Raw genomic sequence first — 26,461 nt, 5'->3', positions numbered from 1 at the left:
TATGACCCAAGCAGTTGCTGATGTTCATGTTAAGGGTCTGAGCGGGAGCGATGCCTATCTACGGCTCATCGTGAACGATCGCCTCACCGCATTAGTTCCCATGGTGGATGCCCAACAGGTGATGGTCGTTGCCCCTGACCAATTGACCGTGATGCCCAATATGCCGGGGCTAGTGATGGGCTTGCTGAACTACCGCAACCGCGTGGTTTGGGTTATTGATCTGGGTCAGTTATTGGGGCTAGACCCCCTCAGCAGCGATTGCCCCTACTATACCGTTGCCCTCATACGGTTATCGGAAAAACGGCTAGGTGTTGCCGTTAGTGATGTCCGTGGCATTTTACGTCTAGCTCCCGGAACGATTCAGTCGCCGGTGGGTACCGTGAGTGCTGCTTTGGTGCCCTATCTGAAAGGGTGCTGTCTGGTGGACGGCCAGATGTGTTTCGTGCTCGATGCTCAGGCGATCGCCAGTGCGCCCCTCAGGGCGATGACTCCTGTTGATGCTGGATAGTTGACTATTTTGCCGTTAGGATGTGTGAACCATGACCACTGCTAAACCGCCCGTAGAGGTGCCTGAACTGCCCCCCTCGGTGATGAACTACCAGTTACCACCGCTGCCAGAGCAGCCAGCGTCAACACCGCAGGAGCACTTCAGCAAAGAACCAGTACCGCCCCCCAAGCCCAAGCAGTGGGGACTGCGGCCAAAGTTGATTACAACTGCCGTGGCTCTGGCAACCCTACCCATGGCGGTGGTGGGCTTCACGGCCAATGAAGTGACGCGCCAGCAACTCAGCCAGCAAGTGTTACAGCTACAGCAGCAGGGCACTAGAAGTGCCGCAATCCAGTTTGAGGCGTTTTTGCGCGATCGCCGTGGCGATATTCGGGTGCTGTCGTCTCTATTCAGCACTCGCTACGGCAGCGAACTACAAGCCGGGCAGCGGCAACCCCTACAGCAGGTGCTCAACCAGTTTTTAGATGCCTACCCCGCCTACGACAGTGCCGCAATTATTGCCAATGATGGCCGTGGCACAGTGATAGCACAATCCGCAGCGGGGAATAGATTAGCCAATAACATCCTACAGAATCACGAGTACTTTAAGCTCGCCATTCAAACCCGTGGGCCGGTGATCACCGTTGAGCCAACCCTTTCGTTGCCGGATCGTCCCTTAGGGATGTTTGTAGCGGCACCGCTGATCAACCCTCAGACCAATCAAATCACTGCGGTTTTGCGCTTACGGGTACCCAAAAGCAGTATTGATCAGTTTTTGAAAATCTATGGCCAAGGCGATCATCACGGATTTTACCTCGTGGAGCCAAGGGGGACAATCTTTGCGTCCTCGCTGCCGCAATTGCAGGGTCAGTCGCTGCAGAGCGTATTTCCCAAACTCGCTGAGCGACAGGCTTCGGAAGCCGCCAGTGCTCTCACTGAAAAACGGCAGTCTGACGGGCGATCGCAAATGGTTAGCTCTACAAGCATCTCACAGCCCTTTGCCAGCATTGTTCTGAGTACTGATGAAGCCTACGCCCTCAGGCCACTGCAAAACCTGACGTGGTCGCTACTTTTGGGGATGGGGGGCACTGCCCTAGTAGCAGGGGCGATCGCCATTTACCTGAGCAACCGCGCCCTCAAGCCCCTACTGCAGGCAACCAAAGCAGTGACCCAAATTGGCCAAGGGGCACTGGACACCCGCATTCCAGTGCAGGGCGATGACGAACTCGCAACCTTGGGGCGCACCATTAACCAAATGGCTGAGCAGCTACAGGACTCCCTTGAACAAACCACGGCTAACGCTCGGCGAGCGCAGCAACTGCGGGATATTTCCTTCCGCCTTGCCCAGCAGCAGGATCGTCCCGCCATTCTCCAGACCCTTGTGGACGATGCCCGCGAAAGCTTGCAGTGTGATCGGGTGATTGTCTATGAGTTTGATGACAATTACATCGGCACAGTCGTTGCAGAGTCGGTTGGTCGCGAGTGGCCCAAAGCTCTTGATCAGGTGATTGATGATCCCTGCTTTCGGCAAAATTGGGCTAAAGCCTATGCCAATGGCCGCATTCAAGCCACCACGGATATTCTCAATGCCAATTTAACAGAGTGCCACCTCAAGCAGCTTGCTCCCCTCAAAGTTCGCGCCAGTTTAGTGGTGCCCCTACGGGTAGAGCAGAAGTTAGTTGCCCTCCTGATTGCCCATCAGTGCAGCGAACCGCGCTCTTGGCAGCAAGTAGAAATTGACTTTTTCCAGCAGCTTGCCACCCAAGCCGGTCTGGTGTTGGAGCGGGCTAACTTTCTGGCTCAAACCATTGCTGCCCAGCAAAATGCTGAACGCCTTGCCCAAGAGCAGCGTGCACTCACCGAACGGATTCAATCGCAGCTCATCAACTTGCTGAGCGAGGTGGAGGCCGCCTCCCAAGGGGATTTGACGGTACGGGCAGACATCACCGCCGATGAAATTGGCACCGTTGCCGATATTTTTAACTCCCTGATTGAGAGCCTGCGGGACGTGGTGGTGCAAGTGAAGGCCACCACCGCAAAGGTGAACGCTCAGCTCATGGATGATGAGGCTGCCATGAAGCAGTTGGCCGAGGAGTCGTTGCGCCAAGCCAAGAAAGTGAAACGGATGCTAGAGGCGGTGGAGCAAATGTCCACCTCGATTCAATTGGTGGCCGACAGTGCCAACCAAGCAGCGGAAGTGGCGCGGCAAGCCTCAGAGCGCGCCCTCAGCAGTGGGGAAACCATGGATGAAACGGTGCAGAGTATTCTGCATCTGCGCGAAACTGTCGCCGAGACCGCCAAAAAAGTCAAACGGCTCGGGGAATCCTCGCAACAGATTTCCAAGGTGATCTCCCTGATTAACCAAATTGCGCTGCAAACGAACCTTTTGGCCATCAACGCCAGTATTGAGGCGGCGCGGGCGGGCGAAGAAGGCCGTGGGTTTGCGGTGGTTGCGGAAGAGGTGGGGGAACTGGCGGCGCGATCGGCAGCGGCAACCCGCGAAATTGAGCAAATTGTGGAAACGATTCAGCAGGAAACAAACGAGGTGGTACGCGCCATGGAAACCGGCACCGCTCAGGTGGTGGAAGGCACCCGTTTAGTGGAAGTGACCAAGGAAAACCTTGAGCAGATTGTGCAGGTGTCGCAGCACATTGATGAGTTGGTGCAGTCGATTTCCCAAGCTACTATCTCCCAGTCGCGCACCTCGAATACGGTGAATACCCTGATGCACGATATTGCCAAGGTGTCGGAGGGGATGTCCGCCACATCGAAACATATTTCCGAATCCTTGCAAGATACGGTGGCTGCTGCGCAGGAGTTACAAACCTCAGTCAACATCTTTAAGGTCAGCTCTGAGGTGTAGCAATGCTGGAACTCGGCCCTGACGAAGCCGTTCGCTTGCAGTTTTTAGAGGAGGCACAAGACTACCTACAAACCATTGAGGCAGGAGTTCTAGAACTGGGCGCCACACCTAGCACTCAAGTCATTGATGGGGTGTTGCGCGCAGCCCACTCGATTAAGGGTGGCGCAGCCATGATGGGCTTTACGCTCCTCAGTGACTTGGCGCATCGCCTTGAGGATTTTTTTAAGGTGCTGCGATCGCGCCCCTGTGACGATGCTGAGACCCAGCACCTGCTGCTGCGGGCAGTGGATCAACTGCAATCGGTGATTGCCCTCAATCGGCAAGGACTGGAGCCAAATGCCGCATGGCTGCATACCCAAGCTGAGCCAATTTTTAACCAGCTTCATGAGCGACTGGGCGATCCGAAGGCAGAGGATGAACTGTCACTGCTGAGTGGTGATGATGGCCATGCCATGCGGGTGGTTCTCTTTGAAACTGAAGTCGAGGCGTGCCTGCAACGCTTAGAGGCGGTGATTCAAGACCCACAGCAGCCCTGTCTCAAGGAAGAGATGGCGATCGCCAGCCAAGAGCTAGAAGGCCTAGGGCAGATGCTAGAGATCCCTCAGTTTGCCCAGTTCTGTGCCACCGTTAGCGACTATTTGGCTCAGCCTGAGTGCGATATTTCTGCCACGGCTGCCAGCATTATCCAACAGTGGCGACGGTGCCAAGCCCTTGTGCTCACCGGGCAACTAGAGGCATTACCAACCGCCTTGACCCTAGACCTGCCCGAGGAGGCTGAGGAGCAAACGGTGTTTGATCTGGGTCTAGACGACCTCAACCAAGAACTTGGGGTCGAGGACTTTGCCAGTGCCGAGGTCAACGGCTTCTCCTTGGACGATGTGCTACCCTCACCAGAGCCACCTGTTCCCTCCACTGCCCCAGCTCCCACTGTCGTGAGTGCCCCACCTAAGCCGGACACCCAAGAGCCGAGGGAAATGACGGTGCGCGTGGCGGGGCATCACCTTGATGTGATCAGCGACCTGCTGGGGGAATTGTTGATTGAGTGCAATGGCCTAGACCTCCAGCGTACCCGTCTGCACCGATTACTCGATACCTTAAAGCAAAAGGTGCGCCTCCTTGAGCAGGCAAATTTTCGTTTGCGCACTGAGTACGATCGCGTTAGTGGGACGGTTGGTGCCACCCATCCGATTAGTGCTCAGGCTCAGCATGGGTTTGACAGCCTTGAATTTGATCGCTATACCGATGTCCATCTTCTCTCCCAAGAGGTGATGGAAACCATTGTTCAAATTCAGGAGATTACCAGCGATCTTGATCTTGGCCTTGAGGATACCGAGCGCACGAGCCGTGATCTCAATCGCACCGCCAAGCAACTGCAAGTGCGCTTTACCCAAGTACGGATGCGCCCCTTTGCGGATCTGGCCAATCGCTATCCCCGCGTTATTCGCGAGTTGAGTCAAGAGCATGGCAAAACAGTTGATCTTGTCATTGAAGGCAGTCACATCCTAATTGATCGCACGGTGCTGAGCGTGCTTGCGGATCCGCTGATGCACCTTGTGCGCAATGCCTTTGACCATGGCATTGAACCCGCACCGGAGCGCGAGGCGCTTGGCAAGCCGCCGACAGGTACAATTTTGCTCAAGGCCGCCTATCGCGGCAACCAAACCGTGATTACGGTGGCCGATGATGGCCGCGGCCTTAACCCTGAGAAAATTCGCCAAACTGCCAGTCGTTTGGGAGTGCCCGCAGGATGGCTGGCTACCGCCAGCGATCGCGATCTATTCGAGCTGATTTTTGAGCCGGGCTTTTCCACCGCAACTCAGGTGTCGAATTTATCGGGGSGGGGGGTTGGGATGGATGTGGTGCGTACCAACCTCAAGCAGATTCGGGGCGACATTCACATCAACAGTACACCCAATCAAGGGACGACCTTTACGATTACAATTCCCTACACCCTTTCCGTTGTGCGGGTGCTGCTGGTGGAGGCTGCCCATATGTTGCTGGCTGTACCAACAGAAGCCGTGGCCGAGATGGTCTTAGCGGATCAGTATTTACCAGTTGAAACCCTTGGCCACCCCCTCATTGACTGGGAAGGCTATATGACCCCGGTGGTGGCGCTTGATGAGTACTTTCAGTTTTCCCGTCCCTATCGTCCTGTTGAGGCAGAAGGCACCCCAATCATTAACGACCCCACCCTGATGATTCTTGCCCAAGGTGACATGGCTCTTGCGGTCAAGGTGGATCGCTATTGGGGCGAGCAGGAGGTGACAATCCGGCACGTCGATAGTGACTTGGCGTTACCCCACGGCTTTAGTGGCTGCACGATTTTAGGAAATGGTCGCATTGTGCCCTTGATCGACCCGCTGGCTCTCCTCGATGGGTTTGAGAAGGGGCGCGATCGCCCCTTACGCACCACCGACGCGTTGCCCCTCTCGACCCAAGACACAATTCTAGTTGTTGATGACTCGGTAAATGTGCGGCGTTTCTTGGCCACTACCTTAGAAAAAGCAGGCTACCACGTTGAGCAAGCCAAGGATGGCCAAGATGCCATTGATAAACTAGAGGCGGGCTTACAGGTGAATGCCTTGGTCAGCGACATTGAAATGCCGCGGCTGGATGGCTTTGGCGTGCTGGCGCACATTAAACGCATTCCCCATTGCCACAACGTGCCGGTGGTGATCCTCACCTCCCGCACCGGACAAAAACACCGCCAGTTAGCGCAGCATCTGGGGGCAGCGGCCTACTTCAGTAAACCCTTCCGCGAGGCAGAACTCCTAGAAACCCTTGCCCAGTTGATTCGCCATGGTACTTAAAACCCGTCGCCGTCGCCAACCTCAGCCCGTTGTCATGGAGCAGTTCTTGACGTTTTTGATCCGTCAGGAACAGTTTGCCGTGCCCATGGCACAAGCCAATCGCGTCATTCCCCTGCCTCCCATCTACGGCGATCGCTCTCGCCGGGGGGTGGGTCTGGTCAATCATGGCGATCGCGAAATTTTAGTGATTGAGATTGGCCGCTGCCTCTTTGCCGAGCCGTTGTCTGCGGCTGAAACCGAGAAACTCAAGTTCTTGCTGATTTTGCAGCCAGACCTTGCAGGCGAGTGGCTAGGCTTTCCGCTCGTGGATCCGCCAATTATTGAGCGGGTTCCCCAAGACCACATCCATCCCATTCCCAAAAACTATCTGCATTGGGGCAATATTCACCACGTCAGCTCCCTAATGGTCAGCAGCACTAATGACCCCAATCTGCCCCCCATCTTTATTGTGGATGTGCCCCAGGTGCTAGCCTCCCTCAAGACCCTGTAACCTCTCAAAACTAAGGCTCAATCAAGACAGTCTGCGGGGTTCAACTGTACCAGAATCGACTCTAAAACTTGCTCCCAGTGTGGTAAGGGTGCCCCTAACACCGCTGTGACTTTCTCGCAGTTAAGGGTGGAGAACGCTGGGCGCTGTGCCGCGGTCGGATAGTCACGACTGGGAATGGCTTCCAGTGTGGCAGTGGCATAGCCCTGAGCCTTGAGGTAATCAAAAATTTTGCGGGCAAAGCCGTACCAACTGGTACTGCCTTGGGGGGTGAGGTGATACAGTCCCCTTGCCTGTAGCAGCAGCAGTTGATAGGTGAGGCGGGCAATGAAGCTGGCGGCGGTGGGCGTTCCAACTTGATCCGCCACAACCCGCACTAGCGGACGAGTTTGCGCAAGCCGTACCATGGTACGCAGGAAATTTTTGCCGCGGACATCATAGACCCAACTGGTGCGCAAAATTAGATAGTTAGCATTGACGGTGGCGATCGCCTGCTCCCCCAACCACTTGCTGTAGCCGTAGGCATTAATAGGAGCCGTAGCATCCGTTTCCCGATAGGGTACCGCTTGCTGGCCATCGAACACATAGTCTGTGGAGTAGTGAACGAGTACTCCCCCCAGTTCAGCCATGGTCTGTGCCAATATCTTCACTGCCGTGCCATTAATTCGCTGAGCCTGCTCAGGTTCCTGCTCCGCTTGATCCACTGCGGTGTAGGCCGCTGCATTGATCAGCACATCGGGGCAATGAGCGCGCAGGAAGCTCGGAATTGCCTCTAGATCCGCCAGATCGAACGTCACCGCAGTTCCTTGGCGAGCGACGGGGATAACAGTTATCTGAGGCGGAGCCTGCTGCACCAACTGCCAGCCCACCTGCCCCATCGCCCCCAAAATCATGATCCGCATAGTGCCTCCTAGGCAAAGTGTGGCACGCACCCAAAGGGTTTCCCCTGCTGATCCTTAGCCGAGAGGAGCGGCTCACCGCTCAGGGGCCAGTCAACTGCCACGGTCGGATCGTTCCACAGCAGGGTATGTTCATCCCCTGGGCTGTAGTAATCTGTTGCTTTGTAGAGCACCTGAGCCGTCGCCGACTTCACCCAAAAACCATGGGCAAACCCGGCAGGAATCCACAGTTGATGATGGGTTTCGGCGTTTAGCCAAACCCCCACCCACTGGCCATAGGTTGGGGAGGATTGCCGCAGATCCACCGCCACATCAAAAATTTCTCCCTCAATCACCCGGATGAGCTTGCCTTGAGGTTGTTGGTGTTGATAGTGCAGCCCGCGCAATACCCCCTGCTGAGATGCAGAATGATTATCTTGGACAAAATTGACCTCTAATCCTGTGGCCGCCATAAACGCCCGCTGATTAAAACTCTCAAAGAAGAAGCCGCGCTGATCGCGAAAGATCTGCGGTTCTAGCAATAGCACCTCTGGAATGGCAAGGGGCTGTACCTTAAGCATAGGTGTCTCCTGTGACCTCGGCCCACACCTGTAGCAGGTATTGGCCATAGCTACTGTTGCGCAGCGGTTGCGCCAATTCGTAAAGCTGCTCAGGGCTAATATAGCCCTGCAAGAGGGCAATTTCCTCTAAGCAGGCAATTTTTACCCCTTGGCGTTCTTCGAGGGTGCGGATAAAACTACTGGCCTGCTGTAACAGGTCATGGGTACCCGTATCTAGCCATGCATAGCCCCGCCCCAACATCTCTACCCTGAGATCGCCTTGTTTAAGGTACAGACGGTTCAAATCTGTAATTTCCAATTCGCCACGGGCAGAGGGTTGAAGTTGTGCCGCTAAATCACAGACGCGAGCATCGTAAAAATAAATTCCGGGTACCGCGTAGTTGGACTTGGGCACTGCTGGCTTTTCTTCGATATCTAGCACGCGCCCCATCCTATCAAACTCAATGACGCCGTACTGTTGTGGGTTGGCAACCCGATACCCAAAAATCAAGGCACCCTGGTTCAGTTGCGCAGCCCGCTGTAATTTTTGCGGCAGATCATGGCCGTAGAGGAGGTTATCACCCAAGGTGAGACAGACAGGTGATCCCTGCAGAAAGTCACGCCCCAGCAAAAAGGCTTCGGCTAAGCCATTGGGGCTTGGCTGCACACAATAGCTCAGGGACAGCCCCCACTGAGACCCTGTTCCCAGTAATTTCTCAAAGAGGTACAGGTGTTCCGGGGTGGAAATAATGAGAATGTCACGGATCCCCGCCAGCATCAAGATAGAGAGGGGATAGTAAATCATGGGTTTGTCGTAGATGGGCATCAATTGCTTGCTGACCACCTGCGTGAGGGGATACAGCCGTGTCCCAGAACCGCCCGCAAGAATAATACCTTTCATAAACCCTCCGAGAGACGCTTTCCACTGGGCAGCAGCAGATGTTAATGGGGCGCACTCAAGGTGCTGCCGTAGTGGCTGGCCAGCCAAGCGCTATAGTCGGCGGTGCGCACTGCCTGTACCCAGTCTTGGTGGCTGAGGTACCATTCCACCGTTTTGGTGAGGCCACTGGTAAAGGTTTCCTGTGGTTGCCAGCCGAGTTCTTGCTGAATCTTACTGGCATCAATGGCGTAGCGACGATCATGGCCGGGGCGATCGCCAACAAAGGTAATTAAACTGTGATAGTTGACATTGGGCTGGGGGTACCGAGTTTGTAGCAGGTCACAGAGGGTCTGCACCACTTCAAGGTTGGTTTTTTCGCAGGTGCCGCCAATATTGTAGGTTTGCCCCGGTTGCCCCTTTTGCCACACCCTGTAAACCGCACGGCAGTGATCTTCAACGTAGAGCCAGTCCCGCACATTTTGGCCATCGCCGTAGATAGGCAGAGGCTGCTGCGCCAAGGCTTGGCAGATCATTAGGGGGATGAGTTTTTCGGGAAATTGGTAGGGGCCGTAGTTATTGGAGCAGTTGGTGGTCAACGTGGGGAGACCATAGGTGTGGTGGTAGGCGCGTACAAGGTGATCTGAGGCAGCTTTCGAGGCGGCGTAGGGGCTGTTAGGGGCATAGGGGGTGTCTTCCCGAAACGGCGGATCTGTGGGGCCAAGGCTGCCATAGACCTCATCGGTAGAAATATGAATAAAGCGGAAGGTGTCTTGCTCCCTGCTCGGTCGCTGCTGCCAGTAAGCCTTAACTTCTTCTAGGAGGTTGGCGGTGCCTACGACATTGGTTTGAATAAAATCTTGAGGACTGTTGATGGAGCGATCCACATGGCTTTCTGCGGCAAAATGGATTACGGCATCGGGTTGAATGGTCTGTAACAGGTCGGCCACAAGGGCGCGATCGCCCACATCCCCATGCACAAACTGGTAGTTGGGGTACCGCCGCAGCATGGCCAGCGTGCCAGGATGGCAGGCATAGGTCATCTTGTCGAGGTTCAGCACCGCTCCCCAGCCTTCCGTGAGGGCTAGCCGCACAAAGTTTGCCCCGATAAACCCACCACCACCCGTCACGAGGAATTTGATCATCTGCCTGTTGAGAAATGCATTAGGTTCTGGCTTGCATCATACCAACAACTCACCACTGTTCTGGTAAAAGGGCTTTGCTAGACTCAGAAGAGGTGGTGGAGCAGAGTCCTATGGATGACTTTATGCAGGCGGCGATCGCCGAGGCCAAACAAGGGCTGCAAGAGGGCGGCATTCCCATTGGCTCGGTGCTGGTGCAGCAGGGAAAAATTATTGGCCGGGGTCATAACCAGCGGGTGCAGCAGGGCAACCCCATCCTCCACGCCGAAATTGACTGCCTCTCTAATGCAGGGCGTATTGGCAGCTACGCTGACACCGTACTCTACTCAACCCTCATGCCCTGCTATTTATGTGCTGGCGCAGTGGTTCAGTTTGGCATCAAAAAAGTGATTGCGGGGGAATCCCAAACCTTTGCGGGTGCCCGAGCCTTCATGGAGAGCCATGGGGTTGAGGTCATTGATCTCAATCTAGAGGTGTGTCAGCAGATGATGGCAGACTTTATTACGCAGCATCCCCGCCTCTGGTTTGAAGATATTGGGGAACTCTAAAGTCGAATTGCCAAGGAAATAACCCCAAAGGCAATCAATAGCACGCCACTGAGGGTCGTAATCCAACTCGACCACTGCCGCAGTGACAGAAGCGTTTGCAGGGTATTACTAAAAGTGCCCACTAGGATGAGGGGCACGACATAGCCGCTAGTATAGGCCAACAGCAGCCCTGCCCCGACCACTAGTTTTTGGGTGCTGGCCACCCATGCTAGGAGGGTTGCCAATACGGGGGTGCTACAGGGGGCAGCCACTAAGCCAAAGGTTGCCCCTAGGGTGTAAGCTTGCAGGCTGGCAGGAACGCGATCGGGAAGCTCTTCGAGAAACCGGCTGCGGGGAAAGCTGAGGGGGAGTGCATTTAAGAGGTTTAAGCCCATGAGAATAGCAATTAAACTGACCACAATCGTCAGTCCTAAACCCACTTGTCCGTAGATACGCCCAGCGATCGCCGCGACCATCCCTAGCCCTGCTAAGGTGGTGGCCAAGCCCAAGGCAAACCAGATAGATTGCCGTGCGGCTGATCCCTTTTGTTTGGTTTGTCTGGCAGCGTAGCCTGCAATATAGCCCACAGTAATGGGCAACATTGAGAGGGTGCAGGGGGTGAGGCTGGTCAACAGTCCCGCCAGAAAGACAACGCCAAGGCTGAGCAGGGTTAACTCACCAAGTTGGCCGATCACCCACTGATTCACCCATTGCTCAAGCTGGTAGATGTACACACTGAAATTACTCATGCGGTTATGGCTGAAAGGCAACAGGTGGGCCAGCAGTGACGATTACGAGCCGATCGGGATCGATGATCTCCCGTAGCACGTGGTTCACGTCCTCAAGGCTGACAGCAGCGAGGCGATCGCCAAACTGCTGCAATTCCTCTGGCGGTAAATCGACGCTGGCATTTCCCAGTACGGTTCGCGCTAGAACATCGACATTCGCCAGCTCCACCACATAGCTATTCACTAAACTACGCTTGGCAGTGGCAAGCTCGGCGGCAGTAAACCCATGGGTGCGGGCATCGCGCAACAGTTTCAGGGTGGCTTGAATGGCTTGGGCAGTGTCTTCCGGTGCGGTTTGCAGTTGAATGAGGAACGGCCCCGCTTGGCTACTGGCGGTAAAAAAGCTGTAGATGCCGTAGGTTAACCCTTGGCGATCGCGAATTTCGGTACCGAGGCGACTGGCTAGGGTATCGCCCCCAAGGATATGGTTCATCACCATGGCAGCATAGAACCGCGGATCGCGGCGATCCAGCCCCGGTGCCCCGATGTAAGTAATGGCTTGGGCTTTACCGGGGATGACGGCGTTCTTAAAAAGGGTTTGCGGCGGCGGACTCACGGGGGGAAAGGTCAAGTCTAGGGGAGCCGACTCAGGCTGCCACTGGCCAAAGAGTTCATTGAGGAGCGATCGCACTCTTGTGGGGTCAAAGTCTCCCACGAGGGTGAGAATCGTCTGATCAGGGGCATAGGCGGCACGGTAAAAATCCACTAACTGCTGCCGTTGAATTCCCTGCACCGAGGCTGGCGTGGCAAAGGGATGTAGCGGATGATCACTGGGGTAGAGAGTTTCTTGGAAGACGCGGCGACCCAATCGTACTGGGTCATCGGCTTCTAGACTCAGCGCTGTCAGATAGCGTTGTTGGCTGAGGTTAAAATCTGCTTCAGGAAAGGTGGCGTTTTGCAACACGTCCGCAAGGGTGCGCAGGAGGGTAGGTAGTTCGCTGGCGAGGGCATAGCCTTCAACATCCACGCCATCGCGAAAGGCACTAAATTCAAGGCTAATGCCGCGATCTTCTAGGGTTTGGGCAAGGGCTAAGGCATCCTTATCGCGGGTGCCGTTCAGCAGATTTGCTGCTGTCAAGTTTGCCACCCCGGGTTGGGTGAGCACATCGTAAGCAGTACCCGCATTGATGCGCCCAGCAAGAGTCACTGTGGGGGTACTGCGATCGACCAGTAGCAGCACTCGCAAGCCATTTTTGAGGGTAAAGGTTTCTACGGCAGTTGCGGGGGCGATCGCCCCTTGGGAACGTGTTGTTTTAGGCAGGTAGGTGGCAACAAGTGCAGGATCGACCGGATCCCCGACTAAATGATGCTCTGTGGTTTGGGTACCCCCCCGCCCAGACAACTCGACGTCGGCAAATTCACTGGGGATAAATTCCCCCATAACCCAGCGATCGCCCCCTAGGTAGGTTTGCACCACCCGCTGCACATCCGCCGCCGTTACCCGGTCAATGGCAGCGAGCAGGCGATCGCTAAACCGATAATCCCCCGCAACAGTTTCATCATTGGCCAATTGTGCCGCTTGGGCATCGATATCGCGGTTGCGCAGCACAAAATTGGCCTTTAGTTGTTGTTTGGCACGGGCTAGGGCTGGGGCGCTGAGGGGCTGCTGTGCCAATTGGTCTAAAATCTTGGTGATAGTGGTCTCGATGGTTGCTAAAGACTGATCGGGAGCAGCGATCGCCCCGATCTCAAACCACCCCCCCACTTGCAGCGCCGCACTATAGGAGTAGGCGGAACTGGCCTGTCCCGTCTCCATAAGAGACTGATAGAGCAGGGAACTGCGCCCCCCACTCAAGAGCATATCCAACACTTCAAGGGCAGGAATATCGGCATGGGTGAGGGCAGGAATCGGTGCCACCATCTGCAGTAAAGGAGCACTACCCGGCTCGCGCAGCGTAACCCGCCGTGAGGTAAATGCAGCGGCCGCCGCTCTGGCATTGACAGGCAGCGGCTCTGGGGGAGTGGGAACTTGGCCGAAGGTTCTTTTCACTAGGGCAAGTGCCTCAGAGGGGCGCACATCGCCAGCAATGACCAACACCGCATTATCAGGACGATAGTACTGGCGGTAAAAMGCCTTAACCTCACCAAGGCTAAATTGCTCAACATCGGTGGCGGTGCCGCCAACCGGCAAGCCGTAGGGATGGTTGGCATAGAGCGCACCCATCACCGCACGACTGAGGCGATATTCGGGACTGTTTTCGTAACCCTGTAGCTCAGAAATCACCACCCGCTTTTCACTCTCAAGGGCGGTAGGGGTAATGGCCGTATTCCGTAGGCGATCGGCTTCAAGGATCAGCAATGCCTCTAACTGATCAGCGCGCACCGTGTGATGGTAGGCAGTCATATCGTAACTGGTAAAGGCATTTGAGACACTGCCCAAGGCATTAAACAACTGGCCAAACTGCACAGGACGGGTGTCGGTTCCCTTAAACATCAGGTGTTCAAGTTGGTGGGCAATGCCGTTTTGTCCTTGGGGTTCATGGCGAGAGCCAACGCGGTACCACACCTGAAGGCTAACCACCGGCGCGGTCGGGATCTCCTTAATCAAAACCGTTAGGCCATTGTCGAGAACTGTTTTTGTCACACCACTACCCAGTCCTTGTACTGCATTAAGGGACATGATGACGGCCAAGCCAATACTCACCACCAGCAAAAAGACTCGCGAGACACTCTTAAGCCATTGCGGATTTCGGGCTAGAACGCAGATCACAGCCATCTCTAGAACGCCTTAGCTGCCTTGGTGGGCGATCGCGCTCACCAACGCTGTAATCGCCGGTGAAAGACTTGAAAGCACCACCACCGCAGCCGCAGGAATAATGATTGTCGTTGCCATGCGCACCATCGCTTTAGACCCTCGCTGATCCACTTCAAACTTGTAGTCTTGGGCTTTAACGTGGTCACTGAGGCCGCTGACATCAAGTTGCAGCTTTTCGACATCGGTTTGCAGCTTGTGGACATTCGTCTGTAGCTTCTCTACGTCTGTGCGTAGTCCCTGTAGCTGACTGAGTACCTTGGTTTGAAACTCCTGCTCACCCATAGGATACATGCCTACTGCTGTGTCCCTTCTATCCTGACACAGGACTTAGGCCACAAAGCGCAGGAACTTTTTCTTGCCCACCTGTAACACTTGGTTAACGTAGGTCTCTGGGCTGTTCAGGGTAAACTCCACATCACTAATTTTTTCACTGTTGAGGCGCACCCCACCTCCTTGAATTTGCCGTCGTGCTTCACTACTGCTGGGGCACAGTCCCGTCTGACTCAGAACGTAGGTGAGTTTCACAGGAAAGCTAAATTGACTCAGGGAATACTCAGGAATGGAACTCGCCTGCGCGGTTTGCCCTTGGGTGACAATGGCGGCCAGTTCTGCTTGGGTTTGCTGGGCTAGCTCGCGGCCATGGTACTGGCTGACAACCTCGAGAGCAAGGGCTTTTTGGCGCTCGCGCGGATTCGTGGGCAAGGCCTCAAGGGGTAGATCCGTCAACAGTTCGATGTACTGATTGACCAAGGCATCAGGGACTTTCTCGAGTTTGGAGTACATACTGGCAGCGGACTCTGTGAGCGCTACGTAATTCCCTAAGGATTTTGACATTTTCTGCACGCCATCAGTGCCGATTAAAATTGGCATCAACAGGCCGAACTGCAATGTTGGTCGCTGAAAGTGACGCTGCAGATCCCGCCCCACGGCAATATTAAATTTCTGGTCAGTGCCTCCTAGCTCCACATCGGCATCGACCGCCACGGAGTCGTAGCCCTGCATCAGCGGATAGAGAAATTCGTGCAGAAAAATGGGGCTTTCCTTGGCATAGCGTTCGGCAAAGCCTTCCTTGGCCAGCATTTGACCAACGGTCATTGTGCCCAATAGTTCGAGAATCTGCCGCAGGTCTAGGGTAGCCAGCCACTCTGAGTTATAGCGGATTTCCAGCCGTCCGGGTGTCTCAAAATCTAGAATGGGTCGCACCTGATCAAGATAGGTTTGCACATTCTGGGCGATCGCTGCAGGGGTTAATTGCTGGCGCACCTCCGATTTACCGGTGGGATCGCCAATTTGAGCCGTAAAGTCCCCAATAATGAGCACAGCACAATGCCCCGCATCCTGAAACTGGCGTAATTTACGCAGGACAATACTGTGGCCGAGGTGAATGTCGCTGCCGGTGGGATCAATCCCTAGCTTGATGCGCAAGGGGCGATCGCCCAAGGCAACCCAGAGATTTTCCTGGGGGTTATTGGAATCGGGGACATGGGGAAACGTTTCCACAACCCCCCGTTGTAATCGGGCAATGGTTGCTTCAAAGTCTGCTGCACACATCTTCATAGATCACATCGATCACGGTAGATCACATTGGCTGGAACATTTCTGGCCTAGGATGGCTATGATAACAATCAATGGCGATCGCTGGGCATAGTACTGCCGTATTCTTCGATGCCCTCTGCCAGCCCCTCAGTTAGGAGTGAGGACGTTACTGCCGTGTCAACCACTACTCTTGGCAAGCAGCGCCCCCAAACGCGCCCACAGGATGACAACTTTTGGCGTGGCGTTCTGCGAATTGCCAATCGCACATTTTTAGTGGGGATGACCCTCGGTTCAGCAGCGTTGGGAGGCAGCCTCCTTGGCTTGGCCGTCAGCTTTCGTAATCTCCCCGATGTGCGATCGCTGCGGGGCTATATTCCCAGTGAAACCACACATATCTATGATGCTAAGGGCACCTTACTGGTGAGCCTGCACGATGAAGAGAATCGTGAGGTTGTTCCCCTTGATAAAATTTCCCCAAACCTCAAGTTAGCCGTGATGGCGATTGAAGATAGCAATTTCTACCAACATCGCGGCATTAATCCCATTGGTATTTCCCGTGCCTTGGTGGTCAACCTAACCTCTGGCCGCACAGCCCAAGGCGGATCCACCTTGACTATGCAACTGGTGAAAAACCTGTTTCTCTCGCCAGATCGCTCCTTGAGTCGCAAAGTGGCCGAAGCCGTTTTAGCCATGCGCCTAGAGCAAATTTTTACCAAAGATCAGATTCTGGAAATGTACCTCAACCAAGTTTATTGGGGGCACAACACCTATGGGGTACAGACCGCAGCCCAAAGCTACTTCAAAAAATCAGCGGCGGATCTCACCCTTGCAGAAGCCGCCATGATGGCCGGTATTATTCAGGCACCTGAGGCCTTTAGCCCCTTTGTAGATATGGAGACCGCCAAACAGCGACAACAGCTTGTGTTAGATCGCATGGTTGAACTGGAGTGGATCACCCCTCAAGAGGCTGCTGCCGCTGCCCAACAATCCCTGACACTCGGCGAAATCACCTCCTTTCAGCGCAGTCGCAGTCCGTGGATTACCGATGCTGTACTCCAAGAGCTAACGCAGCAATTTGGGCGTGAAGCTGTCATTCGCGGCGGGATGCGCGTGCAAAGTAGCTTGGATGCAGATCTGCAAAAAATGGCAGAGGCAGCAGTGCAGCGGGGGTTTGCTACCCTGCAAGCAAGCGGCATCCGCGCTGATCAGCTCGCTTTGGCCGCTGTTGATCCTCGCACCCACTATGTCAAAGCCTTAGTGGGGGGGGTGGACTACAATCGCAGTCAATTTAACCGTGCCACCCAAGCGATGCGCCAGCCCGGATCCGCGTTTAAGCCCTTTGTGTTCTATGCCGCTTACGCCAGTGGCAACTACACTCCGGACTCTGGGATTAACGATTCACCCGTAAGCTATCGCGATGGCATGGGGCGGTATGTTCCCCAAAACTACGATCGCTCCTTTATGGGACCGATGTCAATGCGGATGGCCTTAGCCACCTCCCGTAACATTCCGGCCATTGTTTTGGGGCAGGAGGTGGGGATTGACCGCGTGATTGAAATTTGCCGTACCCTTGGCATTACCAGCCCCATGCTACCGGTGGTCTCTTTGCCCTTGGGTGCAGTGGACTTAACCCCCCTAGAAATGGCGGCTGCCTACGCTACTTTTGCCAACAATGGCTGGCAGTCTCCCACAACAACCATTATTCAGGTCACCGATAACAGCGGTCATTTGTTACTGGATCATACACCGCGACCAAAGCTGGTTCTAGACCCTTGGGCAGCCGCAGCAATCAATAATACGATGCAAAGTGTCATCACTAGCGGTACCGGCACCGGAGCCAGTATTGGCCGTCCCGCAGCGGGTAAAACCGGCACCACCTCCTCGGAGCGGGATATTTGGTTTGTGGGCTATGTGCCCCAATTGTCAGCAGCGGTTTGGGCAGGAAATGATAACTATGCACCCTTGGGCCAGGGTGCCACCGGTGGAGGCTTCATGGCACCCATCTGGCGAGATTTTATGACCCAAGCCCTCAAAGATGTTCCTGTCCAAGACTTTACGCCAATGTCGAAGTTTCAGCGACCGAAGCCTCAACGGCGTGATAGCAACTAGGGAGCTGTCTGAGGCTCCCCTGTTGTGCCTTAAATTTGCTACACACAAAGGAAGATGTTATTGCCTAACCGCCCATGTCTGGAGTCTGCAAAATCGATATCGCTGAATCGATTGATATAACGCCTGATGCACTAGCAGCAGTCACTGAGAAGCCCGCACGCTATACGTCAGCATGAGTGTCCGGAGTATGTCACTGAGAGCAGATCCGCTACCTTCTAGTTACGACTAGTTACGATGATTATTGTGGTATGGAATCCGTGCGCCTGCCCACGCTAATTTTTCCCGCAGGGTTTGATAAAACGAATAATGATCGCGCAGCAGAATAAAGCGGGCTTGGCAATCAGCCATCGACACCTGCACTCGCTGCCCCGGCCAAATGGAGGTAGCCATGACCCCATCCATCCATAGCTTGGTATTAAGGCTATGATCCTCCAGCGGCCAAATACTCACGAGAGAACGCGACGGTAAGACAATGGGACGACTAGAGAGACTCAGGGGGCAAATGGGGGTGACCACCAAGGCTTCCATGCCGGGGTGCACGATGGGACCGTTGGCCGCTACAGTGTAGCAGGTGGATCCGGTGGGAGTGGCCACCAGAAGGCCATCTCCTTGGTACTGATCGACCACATCGCCATCAATTTCCATTTCCAGAATGGCGGTAATCATGCGATCCGCTGAGGCGGGTTTGATGCACATTTCATTGAGGGCATAGTAGCGATCGCCCACGGGTTCGGCGTTGGGTTTTGGGCCTTCAAACACTTGCGCTTGCAGCATCATCCGTTGCTGCATCGCGTACTCATCCCGCTCTAGGCGATCCCAAACGGTTTCCAACTCCGCAAACAGATCAAAAGGTTCGGTTAAGAATCCCAAATGCCCACCAACATTGACCGCAAGAATCGGAACTCCTGGAGCGGCCAAGTGCCGTGCTGCGGCTAGGGAGGTGCCATCTCCGCCTAAGACAATGGCCAGATCAATAGGGTCTGTGACGGAGGCCATAAAAACGGGATAGGGATTATCTCGCGGACCGCTTGGTCCCACGAGTACCCGTGCCCCTCGCTGTTGCAGTTGTCGCACCACCCGATCGGCCCAGTCTTTACTTTGGCGATCGCCCGCCTTGTGTACTACGATCACTTGGTTTAACTGCATCCAGCTTGGCCTACTCCTCGCCTAGGTTTTTCACCTCTTTGACAATACGCGCTAGCTCAGTCTTTTCATCCACAGAAATACGGGTGGGGGTACCGCTGATAATCCCTTCAAAATTGCGGAAGGAGTCGCGAATTTCTGCACCTTTCTCTGTAATCACATACTCACGAATCCCCTTGTCATGCCAAGAACCACGCATCTTAAAGACATTAATAGCTCGCGACATTTCACCGCGAATTTCTACGTACTGCAATAGCAAAATCGTATCCGTAATCGTAGAAATATGGGACTCAGTAATGGAGTTAGACCCCATGAACTGGTCAGTGGTGTTTGTAAAGAACCCCGTGATCTCTTCCTGCTTGGCAAACCCTGTGACCCCAATCACAAACTGGCGGAAGGCATTATTACTGACACCGCGATCTAAGGCCGAAAGGGAGTCAATCGCCACCCGCGACGGCTTAAAGTCAGCGATTTCCGACTTGATAATTTGCAAGTGATCCTCTAAGCCGGCGGATTCAGGATAGGCACAGACAATACGCAGTAACCCTCGCTCCTCGAGTTCCTCAAAGTCAATCCCCCACGAAGAGGCATTGCGCGACAGCTGCGCCCGCGATTCTTCGTAGGCAAATAGGAGCGCACGCTCGCCCTGTTGGCACCCTGTCTCTAAAAACTTACTGACCAAGAGGGTTTTGCCTGTACCCGTGGCTCCTGTTGCCAGAATAATCGAATCTTTGAAGAAGCCGCCCCCACACATTTCATCGAGGGTCTTGACCCCAGAGGACACCCGGGCATTAGAGGATCGCTGTGTCAAGCGCATGGCTCCTAAGGGAAAGATATTAATGCCATTGTTAATGGTGAAGGGATATTCCCCCTTCATGTGGGTGGTACCCCGCAACTTCAGGATTTCTGCGGTTCGCCGCCGTCGCTCTCCCTCTAGGACATTGCGCAAAATCACCACATTATCAGAGACAAATTCTTCGACCCCAAAGCGGGCAACCGGACCATACTCATCAATCCGCTCCGTGGTCATGATGGTCGTTACGCCCAACTGCTTTAAGCGAAAGGCTAAACGAAAAATTTCCCGACGTACAACCGAGGCGGCATCGTACTGTTGAAAGACTGCGGTCACGGAGTCAATTGAAACCCGCGTGGCTTTGTACTTACGGATGGCATACTGAATGCGTTCAATCAGCGCCGATAGGTCAAAATCGCCGGCGACATCTTGGCCATCGGGATCAGGGGAAGCATCGAGAATGAAGAGCTTGCCCTGATCAATTAATCCCTGTAGATCCCAGCCAAAGCTCAGGGCATTCTTGATGATGTCGTTAGGAGACTCTTCAAAGGTGACGAAAACACCCGGCTCATTAAAGATCGTAATGCCATTGTAGAGAAACTGCACTGCAAAAAGCGTTTTGCCTGTGCCAGAGGTACCGCTGACTAAGGTTGTGCGCCCTTGAGGTAAGCCACCATGGCTAATGTCATCAAATCCCTCCACCATTGTGCGAATCTTCTTGACTTCGGTGGCGATCGCTGGTTTTGAACTGATCTGATTTTCAGGGGTATCTGTGCTCATAGAGGTTTAGGTACGCACTCGCTAAATAAATTCCAACAAACAGAACAGAGGGCGATCGGGATCAGGTGAGATCATCAGCTTGATCACTGATCTCTTCGTATAGTAAATCAAGGCCAATGAGAACTTTTTCTCGATCCGAGAGATCGCCAATAATGCGCCGCACGGGTGGCGGCAACACCTTTGCCAAGGTGGGGGTTGCCAGAATTTTATCTTCCTCCGCAAGCTGGGGGTTTTTCAGCACGTCAATAACTTTCAGGGCATAGACTCCCTTAAATTCTTTTTCAAGAATATTATTCAAGGTTTTCAGTGCACGTACCGAATTAGGGGTATTACCGGCAACGTAAAGTTTTAGCACATAGGTTTTCCGCAGTGGTGTCATCAGGGTTATACCTCACGCGGAATTGAGCGACGGTACATTTCACATAGATGGGCAATGACATCAATTAACGTTAGACGATAATCCAGCAGAATATCCTCACTACGGCCTTCAAGCTTGAGTTGCTTGGCAAAACTGTCCATGAGTTCAACGTGGAGTTCTATCACTTGGGAGACTGAAATATCAGCAAAGAATGCTTTACTAACAAACTCGTCGATATGTTCATTCGTCTTGGCTTCAGCGCTAAAGTACTCCAGAATAATCGTACGATAAATCGCACGCAGTTCATCTAGGAGCCTGCGTTTCTCGGTGCTGGACATCCGCCGAAAAAAGAACTGCGTGTCTCGCTTGTAATACACGCCCAAGTATCCCAGCCGCTCCTTGAGCTTCTGCGACAGGCGGTGCTGCGGATCTTGACCGCTGCTGTCTTGCAAAGCAGGCATACGAAACATGACGTGGGGGGGCACCGCACAGCCCGGACAGAGCTTGACAAAGGCAGTAATGGCCTCCTCGATCACCTGATTGAGTCGATGTAGCTCTAGTGCCGACAAGAGAATTTCTGCAACATGATAGTGGGGGCCAACGGGTAGCGATGCACCCTGCTCTGGAAAGACAATAACTGCTGGCAATAAGGTTGCGCTGTGGTGCAGATAGTTAATAATTTGCGCTGTGGTCTCTGCCCATTCTAGAATTAAACAGGCAACACTGTGGCGGTGCTGCTCTAAATACGTACAGAACTCCGCATCGTTGGCAAAATAAACCAGCTCATCAATTCCAGAGTTATGGAAGCGGACTAATTCTTGAGCAATGGCGGGCGAGTAAACTAAGCCACAAATTGTGAGTGCGGTTGACTGCGCCACGACGATTTAAGAGTTGAGTGTACACTTAATAGCATCCTATCATTTTCCCGTTGACGATAGCAGGCTGCCGTGAACTACCCCTATTGAATCAACGATCACAATAGTAGCTTCCTACCCAACAGATTGCCCCACCGTAGATTTCTTACGGCCTCTACAGCTAGGTCTTACATCTGGACGATAGGCGTTGCCCCGCATCCCGCAGGTCAAAAGGCGTAGTGCCTCGTCTGCGAGGGAAATGCCTGTGTTAAACGTTGCCAGCTTGGAAGACTCTACACCAATGACTTGGCGTTCGTCAGCTATCCTACGCAATAGCTTGTGCAGGACAGTCTTCCGGCAGTGTACTATTTTAGTGTGCGGCGTTGCCACACGATGAGGACTATAGCACCGTTTATTACCGCAATTCATCTCACGCTTCAAATCTTTGATTGAAGCGGAGGCTTTTTGCAGTTATATGCTAAAGCCTAGTCAAGATTTTCTTGCAGCGGTCAGAATAACCTATGGATCACCTGTATCTTCAGACGTTTGGTGAGGTCGCTGTAACCGTAGCGATGGGGCTACCGCTGGCAGAGGTGCATCATCTGTGGCAAGAAACATTGCCAGAAATCATGGTCATTGTTGACAACGCTTCAGTGCCTATCGGTGTCGTCCACGGCTGGCGCTTAGCGTTGAGTTTGAGCTACGACGGCACGGTCGCTACCCTACCGGTCGGTCGGGTGAGTGGATCTTGGCGATCGCCGTTAACCACATTGCCTGCAACTTGGTCACTGCGGCAGTTTCAGCATTGGGTCTCTCAGCAAGCCCAGATACCTGCCTATATTGCCCTCGTGGATGAGCAGCAGCGGTTTGTTAGCCTCCTTGATCAGCAACGACTCCTCCACTACTGGGCGGGACAACCACACTTACCTTGGGTTGAGGTACTGGCACAATTACCCCTGCCCTTGCAAATTCAAGCCTCAAATGGCTCAGTTCTTTGGCAAAATACGGCGTGGCTCACGCACTTGGGAACTACTCCTGCGGCTCAGCAACAATTGACAGGGATGAGTTGCCAACAGGTGGGGGAGCGATCGCCTTGGCAACTGTGCTCTGTCCCCCTTTACTTGAGCCAGCCAGAGGTTGCCACCCTCAACGGTGAGACAGCTCCCGCCATCGCAACCGTTGCATCTGCTGTAGAGCCGTACTGGCTCTTTTTTGCCCAAGCTGCCAGTCACCTCACGACTACACCGCCAAACCGTATTAATGAACTGCGTCTTTTGCAGCAGAAACGCTTTTTACTCAGCCTTGGCCATGAACTTAAAAACCCCCTCACCGCCGTGCTGAGTTTAACCCAGTTACTCTGGCAAACGTCTCAGCCCCAGCAACAGGATTACGTTGCTCTCATTCAGCGCAGTAGCTGGCAAATGAATCGGCTCATTCAGGCATGGCAGGACTATACCCGCGCTCTTTGGCGGGAGATGGAATTGCAATGGGAGGCGGTGGAGCTGGCGAACCTATGGTTTCGCGCCCATGAGTTAGCAGGACATCTTTATGAGGCACAGTTCCCCGACCTCTCCTTACAGTGGCAGATAGACATCTCCTTGGCTGACACTTACCTGTATGGGGATGCACTACGGCTGCGCTATATCTTTGCCCATCTCATTGGTTGGGTGGCACTCAGCCGGGGCGATCGCCGTGGGGTACGTCTATGCCAATGGCAAGAGTGGCTCGTTGTGCAATTGTGGGAAGAAGGCGGTGGCATTCCCCTCACTTACCATGAACGCCTATTGCACCAATGCCTTGAAGACTACGCAGAAGTCACCATGGGGCTAATGCTCGCCCATCAACTGACTCGCCTACATAATGGCGAACTCTCCTTTATTGCTCAACCCGATCAGTACAGCGAATGGAGTGTGCTGCTGCCCTTGGCCAGTGATCTCAGTATTCCTGTACCCAACGCCCGACATATCATCCTGCTTGTGAGTAACGATGCCGAGTGGCTGATGACCGTTGTCAAGGCTCTTAAGCAGCAAGATTATGGCTATGTTGTGGCTCGCCAGCCTCTAGAAGCCCTCGATAAACTAGAGCAACTGCATCCCAGCGCTATTGTTATCCGCGCCGCCACCGGTCTGGTCTTAGCAGAGGTGACCGAAGTGCTCACGAGCACCGACCATAGCGAAACGATTCCCATGATGATCATTGCTGATGAGTCGCCTCCCTGTGCTCTCCCGGGGCTGGTGCAGCAACTACCAACTCAGAGTTCAACGGCTCTACTAATGGAGGTTTTGGAGCGGTGGTGCTATCCACGGCTAAATCCAGTGGCGGCAAATCCCCCAAGTCACGAGCCAGCAAGCACTCAAACAGTACTAGGGCTGGGGCTATCGCGAGAATTACCCCTCCCCTATGTACGGCTCCTCGAAGCCGATGATCTGGAACAGGCAGACCTAGTCGCCGACATTTGGCAACCCGACGTTCTGATCTGGGACTTACCCCTTATCCAAGTCCCCCGCCTAGGCGATCACCCCAAGCTCATGCGCTTGCCGATTATCACCCTAGATGAGGAGATCAGCCGTGCCTTACATAGCCTTGGCAATACATTGGTCTTTCCGTGTTTAGACCTCGCTGACCTTGTGGCGGTCGTTAGCCTCGCGGCAACGGTAAAACCTTACAGTTGACTGAGCACTGTCCGCGCTGCAGCAATAGTGCGCTCAATATCAGCTTCTGTGTGGGCAAGGGAGGTAAAGCCTGCCTCAAACTGGGATGGCGCAAGATAAATGCCCTGTTCCAACATACCGCGGTGAAAGGCGGCGAATTTCTTGAGGTCTGCTGTTTTGGCTTGCTCGTAGTTTGTAACCGGCCCCGCCGTGAAAAACAGACCAAACATACCGCTAATGTGGCCGCCACAAACGGCGTGGCCAAATTCTTGAGCCGCCTCCAGTAGCCCGCTGATCAATTTACCCGTGAGGTGATCCAACTGCGCATAGGTACCTGGACGACTCAGCAGTTCAAGGGTTTTGATACCGGCGGTCATGGCTAAGGGGTTGCCTGAGAGGGTTCCCGCTTGATAAACCGGCCCCGCTGGGGCAACCATTTTCATAATGTCGGCACGGCCCCCATAGGCACCCACGGGTAGCCCCCCGCCAATGACTTTACCAAGGGTGGTGAGATCTGGGATGATGCCGAATTTCTCTTGGGCACCACCGTAGGCAATCCGGAACCCGGTCATCACTTCATCAAACACTAAGAGGGCACCGTACTGCGTTGTGAGTTCCCGCAGCCCTTCTAAAAAGCCCGCATCCGGAGGGATAAACCCCGCATTGCCTACAACGGGTTCTAAAATCACACCGGCAATATCCTCAGGATACTCTTGGAAGAGACGGCTGACGGCCTCTAAGTCATTGTAGGGGGCAGTCAGCGTTGCGGCGGTTACCGCTTTCGGCACGCCCGGAGAGTCAGGAAGACCAAGGGTGGCAACTCCAGATCCTGCCTTGACAAGGAACATGTCCGCATGACCGTGGTAGCAGCCTTCAAACTTAATCACTTTTTCGCGCTGAGTATAGGCACGCATCAAGCGCAGTACGGCCATACAGGCTTCGGTTCCAGAATTGACAAAGCGTACCATTTCAACGCTGGGAACTGCCGAGATGACCATTTCGGCCAAAATATTTTCTAAAATGCAGGGGGCACCAAAACTGGTGCCTTTTTCAAGGGCGGCATGAAGTGCATTAATCACCTCAGGGTGAGCATGACCCACAATGGCAGGTCCCCATGTGCCAACGTAATCGATGTACTGGTTGCCATCCACATCCCAAATGTGGGCACCTTTAACGTGGTCAAAGACAATGGGCTGACCGCCAACCGATTTGAAGGCGCGAACCGGAGAGCTGACACCGCCGGGCATTAATTTCTGGGCAGCGGCAAAAATCTCTTGTGATTTAGTGGTTTGCAAAGCAGTGGTGGTCAACGTTAACTCCCTTCACGCATTGGGTTGCTCGAATTATTATAAGCAATCACCTGTCCCCCGCTCTAGGCGGAATCCTGTTGCATTTGTTTACAATTTGCTGCTCTATTTTGGGTGCTCTTGGGCGGGGCAAAGACCTCAGAAGCGGGTCAAAATATACAGCAGGGTAAACAGAATAATCCAAATAACATCTACGAAGTGCCAGTAGATTTCTGCCATGGCCACCCCAGTGTGTTGATGGGCACTGTAATGGCCGGGGCGGCGCGATCGCCACAGTACCCCTAAAATGAGCAATACGCCAATCAGGACATGGAGACCGTGAAACCCAGTCATGACGTAGAAGCAATTAGAAAATATGTTGGTGCGGAGGCCATAGCCAAGGTTGAGGTACTCATAGACTTGGCCAGCTAAAAAGACCAGTCCCATAGCGGCTGTGATCCAGTACCACTTGCGCATCCCCTGAACATCATCCTTTTTAATGGCAACGTCGCCGTAGTGGATGACAAAACTACTAGAGATGAGAATGATGGTGTTAATTGTTGGCACCAGTAGTTCTACCTCTGTGCCTTCTGGCGGCCACTGCTCATTTAAGCCCCGCAGCAGTAAGTAGGCAGCAAACAAGCCGCCAAACATCAAAGACTCAGAAATTAGAAATACCAACAAGCCCAATACCCGAAAATCGGGATGCTCGTGGTGATGGTCAATAACACCCCGTGTCTCTTGGGACTCAACAGTACCTTGCATGGCGATCGCTCC

The 26,461-nt window shown here is 53.9% G+C and carries 21 protein-coding genes; 7 read left to right on the top strand and 14 right to left on the bottom strand.

Annotation, left to right across the window (positions count from 1 at the left end; translation table 11 throughout):
- Position 1 precedes the first annotated feature (1 nt).
- The 4 genes from L5220_RS01860 to L5220_RS01845 are packed head-to-tail and all read left to right on the top strand — an operon-like array spanning position 2 to position 6,650.
- Complete coding sequence (locus tag L5220_RS01860) at positions 2-508, top strand: chemotaxis protein CheW (protein WP_499571238.1); 507 nt, start codon at positions 2-4, stop codon at positions 506-508.
- Positions 509-539: 31 nt separating this feature from the next.
- The gene (locus L5220_RS01855) at positions 540-3,350 is read left to right on the top strand and encodes a methyl-accepting chemotaxis protein (RefSeq protein WP_499571236.1); all 2,811 of its coding nucleotides are present in this window, start codon (positions 540-542) and stop codon (positions 3,348-3,350) included.
- Between the two features lie 2 nt (positions 3,351-3,352).
- Positions 3,353-6,160 (top strand): hybrid sensor histidine kinase/response regulator, encoded by a 2,808-nt coding sequence (locus tag L5220_RS01850; RefSeq protein WP_499571234.1) that lies wholly within the window; start codon positions 3,353-3,355, stop codon positions 6,158-6,160.
- Positions 6,150-6,650, top strand: coding sequence for a chemotaxis protein CheW (locus L5220_RS01845; RefSeq protein ID WP_099797664.1), 501 nt, complete (start codon positions 6,150-6,152; stop codon positions 6,648-6,650). The genes L5220_RS01850 and L5220_RS01845 overlap by 11 nt, the downstream gene beginning before the upstream one ends.
- A 17-nt stretch (positions 6,651-6,667) precedes the next feature.
- Here L5220_RS01845 and rfbD read toward each other — a convergent pair whose 3' ends face one another.
- Genes rfbD through rfbB form a run of 4 tightly spaced genes read right to left on the bottom strand, consistent with a single transcriptional unit; the run spans position 6,668 to position 10,107 of the window.
- Positions 6,668-7,549, bottom strand: coding sequence for a dTDP-4-dehydrorhamnose reductase (gene rfbD / locus L5220_RS01840; protein ID WP_499571232.1), 882 nt, complete (start codon positions 7,547-7,549; stop codon positions 6,668-6,670).
- 8 nt (positions 7,550-7,557) lie between these two features.
- On the bottom strand, positions 7,558-8,106 hold the full coding sequence (rfbC, locus tag L5220_RS01835; protein WP_448527424.1) for a dTDP-4-dehydrorhamnose 3,5-epimerase: 549 nt from the start codon (positions 8,104-8,106) through the stop codon (positions 7,558-7,560).
- The gene (rfbA, locus tag L5220_RS01830) at positions 8,099-8,986 is read right to left on the bottom strand and encodes a glucose-1-phosphate thymidylyltransferase RfbA (RefSeq protein ID WP_499571230.1); all 888 of its coding nucleotides are present in this window, start codon (positions 8,984-8,986) and stop codon (positions 8,099-8,101) included. Before rfbA ends, rfbC begins: the two co-directional genes overlap by 8 nt.
- A gap of 41 nt (positions 8,987-9,027) precedes the next feature.
- Positions 9,028-10,107 (bottom strand): dTDP-glucose 4,6-dehydratase, encoded by a 1,080-nt coding sequence (rfbB, locus tag L5220_RS01825; RefSeq protein WP_499571228.1) that lies wholly within the window; start codon positions 10,105-10,107, stop codon positions 9,028-9,030.
- 74 nt (positions 10,108-10,181) lie between these two features.
- On the opposite strand from rfbB, the gene L5220_RS01820 reads away from it, so the two are divergent.
- Entirely contained in the window at positions 10,182-10,652 is a 471-nt protein-coding gene (locus L5220_RS01820) for a nucleoside deaminase (RefSeq protein WP_499571225.1), read from the top strand.
- Here L5220_RS01820 and L5220_RS01815 read toward each other — a convergent pair.
- From L5220_RS01815 to tyrS, 4 genes are read right to left on the bottom strand one after another with little or no spacing between them, the layout of a single operon-like run.
- Entirely contained in the window at positions 10,649-11,380 is a 732-nt protein-coding gene (locus L5220_RS01815) for a cytochrome c biogenesis protein CcdA (protein ID WP_499571223.1), read from the bottom strand. The genes L5220_RS01820 and L5220_RS01815 overlap by 4 nt on opposite strands.
- Before the next feature lie 4 nt (positions 11,381-11,384).
- The gene (locus L5220_RS01810) at positions 11,385-14,129 is read right to left on the bottom strand and encodes a M16 family metallopeptidase (RefSeq protein WP_499571220.1); all 2,745 of its coding nucleotides are present in this window, start codon (positions 14,127-14,129) and stop codon (positions 11,385-11,387) included.
- An 18-nt stretch (positions 14,130-14,147) separates the two neighbouring features.
- The gene (locus L5220_RS01805; protein WP_499571218.1) at positions 14,148-14,456 is read right to left on the bottom strand and encodes a ssr2422 family thylakoid membrane protein; all 309 of its coding nucleotides are present in this window, start codon (positions 14,454-14,456) and stop codon (positions 14,148-14,150) included.
- Between the two features lie 45 nt (positions 14,457-14,501).
- Positions 14,502-15,725 carry a tyrosine--tRNA ligase gene (gene tyrS, locus L5220_RS01800; RefSeq protein ID WP_099797672.1) on the bottom strand — a complete coding sequence of 408 codons (1,224 nt, stop codon included), beginning with the start codon at positions 15,723-15,725 and terminating at the stop codon, positions 14,502-14,504.
- A gap of 114 nt (positions 15,726-15,839) precedes the next feature.
- On the opposite strand from tyrS, the gene L5220_RS01795 reads away from it, so the two are divergent.
- Positions 15,840-17,819 (top strand): transglycosylase domain-containing protein, encoded by a 1,980-nt coding sequence (locus L5220_RS01795; RefSeq protein WP_499571216.1) that lies wholly within the window; start codon positions 15,840-15,842, stop codon positions 17,817-17,819.
- 225 nt (positions 17,820-18,044) lie between these two features.
- Here the strand turns inward: L5220_RS01795 and L5220_RS01790 are convergent, their stop codons facing one another.
- The 4 genes from L5220_RS01790 to L5220_RS01775 form a co-directional block, all read right to left on the bottom strand.
- Complete coding sequence (locus tag L5220_RS01790) at positions 18,045-18,965, bottom strand: NAD(+) kinase (protein ID WP_099797676.1); 921 nt, start codon at positions 18,963-18,965, stop codon at positions 18,045-18,047.
- A gap of 10 nt (positions 18,966-18,975) precedes the next feature.
- Positions 18,976-20,535, bottom strand: coding sequence for a circadian clock protein KaiC (gene kaiC / locus L5220_RS01785; protein WP_099797677.1), 1,560 nt, complete (start codon positions 20,533-20,535; stop codon positions 18,976-18,978).
- Between the two features lie 61 nt (positions 20,536-20,596).
- A complete protein-coding gene (gene kaiB / locus L5220_RS01780) occupies positions 20,597-20,914 on the bottom strand; it encodes a circadian clock protein KaiB (protein ID WP_448513874.1) in 318 nt (105 codons plus the stop codon).
- A 5-nt stretch (positions 20,915-20,919) separates the two neighbouring features.
- A complete protein-coding gene (locus L5220_RS01775; protein WP_448513873.1) occupies positions 20,920-21,771 on the bottom strand; it encodes a circadian clock protein KaiA in 852 nt (283 codons plus the stop codon).
- 497 nt (positions 21,772-22,268) lie between these two features.
- Here L5220_RS01775 and L5220_RS01770 point away from each other — a divergent pair, with 497 nt between their 5' ends.
- Positions 22,269-24,419, top strand: a complete 2,151-nt coding sequence (locus L5220_RS01770) for an ATP-binding response regulator (protein WP_499571213.1) — start codon at positions 22,269-22,271, stop codon at positions 24,417-24,419.
- Here the strand turns inward: L5220_RS01770 and hemL are convergent.
- Together hemL and L5220_RS01760 are read right to left on the bottom strand one after the other, a co-directional pair.
- Positions 24,410-25,645, bottom strand: coding sequence for a glutamate-1-semialdehyde 2,1-aminomutase (gene hemL, locus L5220_RS01765; protein WP_499498872.1), 1,236 nt, complete (start codon positions 25,643-25,645; stop codon positions 24,410-24,412). The two genes, L5220_RS01770 and hemL, sit on opposite strands and share 10 nt — an antisense overlap.
- A 198-nt stretch (positions 25,646-25,843) precedes the next feature.
- On the bottom strand, positions 25,844-26,449 hold the full coding sequence (locus L5220_RS01760) for a cytochrome c oxidase subunit 3 (RefSeq protein ID WP_099797682.1): 606 nt from the start codon (positions 26,447-26,449) through the stop codon (positions 25,844-25,846).
- Between the last annotated feature and the right edge of the window lie 12 nt (positions 26,450-26,461).

This window comes from Synechococcus sp. PCC 6716, assembly GCF_022570815.1.
Lineage (GTDB): Bacteria > Cyanobacteriota > Cyanobacteriia > Thermosynechococcales > Thermosynechococcaceae > Thermosynechococcus > Thermosynechococcus lividus.
This window is presented reverse-complemented; position numbering and strand designations above follow the sequence as displayed.

What these genes read in the sequence shown, in the direction of transcription:
- L5220_RS01860 (WP_499571238.1), top strand. Translation starts at nt 2, where the DNA reads ATGACCCAAGCAGTTGCTGATGTTCATGTTAAGGGTCTGAGCGGGAGC.
- L5220_RS01855 (WP_499571236.1), top strand. Translation starts at nt 540, where the DNA reads ATGACCACTGCTAAACCGCCCGTAGAGGTGCCTGAACTGCCCCCCTCG.
- L5220_RS01845 (WP_099797664.1), top strand. Translation starts at nt 6,150, where the DNA reads ATGGTACTTAAAACCCGTCGCCGTCGCCAACCTCAGCCCGTTGTCATG.
- rfbD (WP_499571232.1), bottom strand. Translation starts at nt 7,549, where the DNA reads ATGCGGATCATGATTTTGGGGGCGATGGGGCAGGTGGGCTGGCAGTTG.
- rfbC (WP_448527424.1), bottom strand. Translation starts at nt 8,106, where the DNA reads ATGCTTAAGGTACAGCCCCTTGCCATTCCAGAGGTGCTATTGCTAGAA.
- rfbA (WP_499571230.1), bottom strand. Translation starts at nt 8,986, where the DNA reads ATGAAAGGTATTATTCTTGCGGGCGGTTCTGGGACACGGCTGTATCCC.
- rfbB (WP_499571228.1), bottom strand. Translation starts at nt 10,107, where the DNA reads ATGATCAAATTCCTCGTGACGGGTGGTGGTGGGTTTATCGGGGCAAAC.
- L5220_RS01815 (WP_499571223.1), bottom strand. Translation starts at nt 11,380, where the DNA reads ATGAGTAATTTCAGTGTGTACATCTACCAGCTTGAGCAATGGGTGAAT.
- L5220_RS01805 (WP_499571218.1), bottom strand. Translation starts at nt 14,456, where the DNA reads ATGGGTGAGCAGGAGTTTCAAACCAAGGTACTCAGTCAGCTACAGGGA.
- tyrS (WP_099797672.1), bottom strand. Translation starts at nt 15,725, where the DNA reads ATGTGTGCAGCAGACTTTGAAGCAACCATTGCCCGATTACAACGGGGG.
- L5220_RS01795 (WP_499571216.1), top strand. Translation starts at nt 15,840, where the DNA reads ATGCCCTCTGCCAGCCCCTCAGTTAGGAGTGAGGACGTTACTGCCGTG.
- L5220_RS01790 (WP_099797676.1), bottom strand. Translation starts at nt 18,965, where the DNA reads ATGCAGTTAAACCAAGTGATCGTAGTACACAAGGCGGGCGATCGCCAA.
- kaiC (WP_099797677.1), bottom strand. Translation starts at nt 20,535, where the DNA reads ATGAGCACAGATACCCCTGAAAATCAGATCAGTTCAAAACCAGCGATC.
- kaiB (WP_448513874.1), bottom strand. Translation starts at nt 20,914, where the DNA reads ATGACACCACTGCGGAAAACCTATGTGCTAAAACTTTACGTTGCCGGT.
- L5220_RS01770 (WP_499571213.1), top strand. Translation starts at nt 22,269, where the DNA reads ATGGATCACCTGTATCTTCAGACGTTTGGTGAGGTCGCTGTAACCGTA.
- hemL (WP_499498872.1), bottom strand. Translation starts at nt 25,645, where the DNA reads ATGCCCGGCGGTGTCAGCTCTCCGGTTCGCGCCTTCAAATCGGTTGGC.
- L5220_RS01760 (WP_099797682.1), bottom strand. Translation starts at nt 26,449, where the DNA reads ATGCAAGGTACTGTTGAGTCCCAAGAGACACGGGGTGTTATTGACCAT.